This window comes from Streptosporangium sp. NPDC006013 (assembly GCF_040614275.1).
Classification (GTDB): Bacteria; Actinomycetota; Actinomycetes; order Streptosporangiales; family Streptosporangiaceae; genus Streptosporangium.
In genome coordinates this window covers 1-3,032 of sequence record NZ_JBEXUE010000770.1, presented here as the reverse complement: position 1 = coordinate 3,032, position 3,032 = coordinate 1, and the positions used below count along the sequence as shown (strand labels likewise).

General features: G+C 68.9%; 4 protein-coding genes. 1 reads left to right on the top strand and 3 read right to left on the bottom strand.

The features are described from left to right. From ABZ260_RS49260 to pyrR, 3 genes are all read right to left on the bottom strand, one after another. Positions 1–342, bottom strand: a 342-nt coding sequence (locus ABZ260_RS49260) for an amidohydrolase family protein (protein WP_355632377.1), incomplete at its 3' end; no start/stop codon positions are given. Beyond that, a complete protein-coding gene (locus ABZ260_RS49255; protein WP_343979617.1) occupies positions 342–1,271 on the bottom strand; it encodes an aspartate carbamoyltransferase catalytic subunit in 930 nt (309 codons plus the stop codon). The genes ABZ260_RS49255 and ABZ260_RS49260, both read right to left, overlap by 1 nt. Next, a complete protein-coding gene (gene pyrR, locus ABZ260_RS49250) occupies positions 1,268–1,837 on the bottom strand; it encodes a bifunctional pyr operon transcriptional regulator/uracil phosphoribosyltransferase PyrR (protein WP_355632374.1) in 570 nt (189 codons plus the stop codon). The genes ABZ260_RS49255 and pyrR overlap by 4 nt, the downstream gene beginning before the upstream one ends. A 303-nt stretch (positions 1,838–2,140) precedes the next feature. Between pyrR and ABZ260_RS49245 the strand changes: the two genes are divergently transcribed. Further along, positions 2,141–3,032, top strand: an 892-nt coding sequence (locus ABZ260_RS49245) for an arginine deiminase family protein (RefSeq protein ID WP_355632371.1), incomplete at its 3' end; no start/stop codon positions are given.

Genomic DNA, 3,032 nt, shown 5'->3' with positions numbered 1-3,032 from the left:
GCCCAGGCGCCAGACCTGCTCGACGACGCCCGCGGTGTCGGCGACCGGGTCGGTGTTGGCCATGGCGTGCACGGCGGTGTAGCCGCCGAGGGCGGCGGCGCGGGTGCCCGTGGTGACGGTCTCCGCGTCCTCACGTCCCGGCTCGCGCAGGTGGGTGTGCAGGTCCACCAGGCCGGGCAGGGCGATCAACCCCTCAGCCTCGACGGTCTCGCCGCCGCTCAGCCCCTGGCCGATCTCCACCAGGAGACCGTCGCGGATCAGGATGTCGACGGGCTCTCCGCCGAGGATCCTGGCGCCCCTGATGACGATGCCGTCACGCGTGGCCCCGATGCGGTCGTTCATCAGATCTCTCCCCCGAGGTCGGCGCCGCCAAGCAGCAGGTACAGAACGGCCATACGTGCGGTCACCCCGTTGGCGACCTGCTCGACGATCGTCGAGCGCGGCGAGTCGGCCACCTCGGCCGCGATCTCCATCCCCCGGTTCATCGGGCCGGGGTGCATCACGATGGCGTGGTCGGGCATCCTGGCGACGCGCTCGCGGTCGAGCCCGTAGCGGCGGCTGTACTCCCGCTCGGTGGGGAAGAACGCCGCGTTCATCCGCTCGCGCTGCACGCGCAGCATCATCACCACGTCGGACTTGGGCAGCATCGCGTCGAGGTCGTAGGAGACCTCGCACGGCCAGGAGTCGACGTTGACCGGGAACAGGGTCGGCGGGGCGACCAGGGTCACCTCGGCGCCGAGGGTGGCCAGCAGCAGCACGTTGGAGCGGGCCACCCTGCTGTGCAGCACGTCACCGACGATGGTGACCTTCCTGCCGTCCAGCGAGCCCAGGCGGCGGCGCATGGTGAAGGCGTCGAGCAGGGCCTGGGTGGGGTGCTCGTGGGTGCCGTCACCGGCGTTGACGACACTGCCGCGCACCCAGCCGGCCAGCCGGTACGGGGCGCCCGAGGCGCCGTGCCGGATGACGACGGCGTCGGCGCCCATCGCCTCCAGGGTGAGCGCGGTGTCCTTGAGCGACTCGCCCTTGGAGACGCTGGAGCCCTTGGCGGAGAAGTTGATGACGTCCGCCGACAGGCGCTTGGCCGCGGCCTCGAAGGAGATCCTGGTCCGGGTGGAGTCCTCGAAGAAGAGGTTCACCACGGTGCGGCCCCGCAGGGTGGGGAGCTTCTTGATGGAACGTTCCGAGATCTTCGCCAGCTCGTCCGCGGTGTCCAGGATGAGCAGGGCGTCGTCACGGGTCAGATCGGCCGCCGAGATCAGGTGCCGCTTCACCGGCCGTCCTCCTTCAGCAGCAGGACCGCGTCGCGGCCGTCGTTCTCCTCCAGGTAGACCTTGACGCTCTCGGACTTGGAGGTCGGCAGGTTCTTGCCCACGTAGTCGGGGCGGATGGGCAGCTCGCGATGGCCGCGGTCGACCAGGGTGGCGAGTTGCACGGCCTGCGGGCGGCCCAGGTCGTTGAGCGCGTCGAGCGCGGCACGGACCGTGCGGCCGGAGTAGAGGACGTCGTCGACGAGGACGACGGTCCTGCCGTCGATGCCGTCGGCGGGCAGTTCGGTGCGGCCCAGCGCGCGGGCGGGACGCAGGCGCAGGTCGTCTCGGTACATCGTGACGTCGAGGGAGCCGACGGGCACGGAACGGCCCTCGAACTGCTTGATGTGGGCGGCCAGGCGGTGGGCCAGGTGGACACCGCGCGTGGGGATGCCCAGCAGGACGACGTTCTCGCCGCCCTTGGTCCGTTCAAGGATCTCGTGGGAGATGCGGACCAGGGCCCGGTTGATATCGGGCTGCTCAAGAACGGCGCGCGCACCGCTCAGCGCATGCGAAATGGCATCGGTCAAGGAGTAACACCACCTTTCCCGCCTCACGGGACGGGTCTTAAAGGAAGTCAGCGCTCTTACGTTACCAGCCGCTCGACGGCTCGCCCTGACCGGACCCTGACCGGCCCCACCTCGGCGGACGCCGGACAGACGCCCCAGCGATCTTCCCAAAAGTGAATAAATATCGTGATCTTCACTGACTCCCCATGGTTCTGGCGGGTATGCGCTTTAGGTCCGTACCAACGCGAGGTATGGCGAGCGCGCCCACGGGGTCCGGGGCGCCGCCCTCCCGACTCTCTCGTCACCAGCCGCGAAGGAAGAGAAATGGCCTTTCACGTCGACTCCGAGGTCGGCCGGCTCCACCAGGTCCTGCTGCATCGGCCCGAACTCGCCCTGAAACGGCTCACGCCGTCGAACAAGGACGACTTCCTCTTCGACGACGTGCTGTGGGTGCAGCGCGCCGTGGAGGAGCACGAGGAGTGGCAGAGACTCCTGGTCGACCAGGGAGTCACCGTCCACATGCTCTCCGACCTGCTCCATGAGACCGTCGAGATCCCCCAGGCGCGCAAGCACATCCTGGACGGCATCGCCGACGAGCGCTACTTCGGCCCGATGGCCGTCGACGCCATCCGCAACGCGCTGGACTCGATGGACTCCACGATGCTTCAGCGCTATCTCACCGGCGGCATCACCAAGCGCGAACTGGTGGACATGGGCACCGATCCCAAGAGCCTCGCCTTCCACACGCTCAGGCCGGACGACTTCGTCCTGCCCCCGCTGCCCAACCACCTGTTCACCCGCGACACCTCCTGCTGGATCTACGGCGGCGTCTCGATCAACGCGATGAGAAAGAAGGCCCGCCGCCGCGAGACGGTCAACATGGAGGCGATCTACCGCTACCACCCCGCCTTCGCCTCCGGCTACGACCGGCCCGAGGAGGGCGGCTACCACGTCTGGATGCCCGGCATCCCCGCGGCTCCGGCCACCATCGAGGGCGGCGACGTGCTCGTCATCGGCCAGGGCGCGGTGCTGGTGGGGATCAGCGAGCGCACCCAGCCGCAGGCTGTCGAGATGCTCGCGCGGAGCCTGTTCGCGAAGGGCGCCGCGACGAGGATCGTCGTCCTCGGGTGTGGCGTCGCCGAGGCGGAAGCGCACGATCCGGTTGTCGGATTCGGCGGTGAGGTAGGCGTACACGTAACGGTCCCTGGCATAGCCG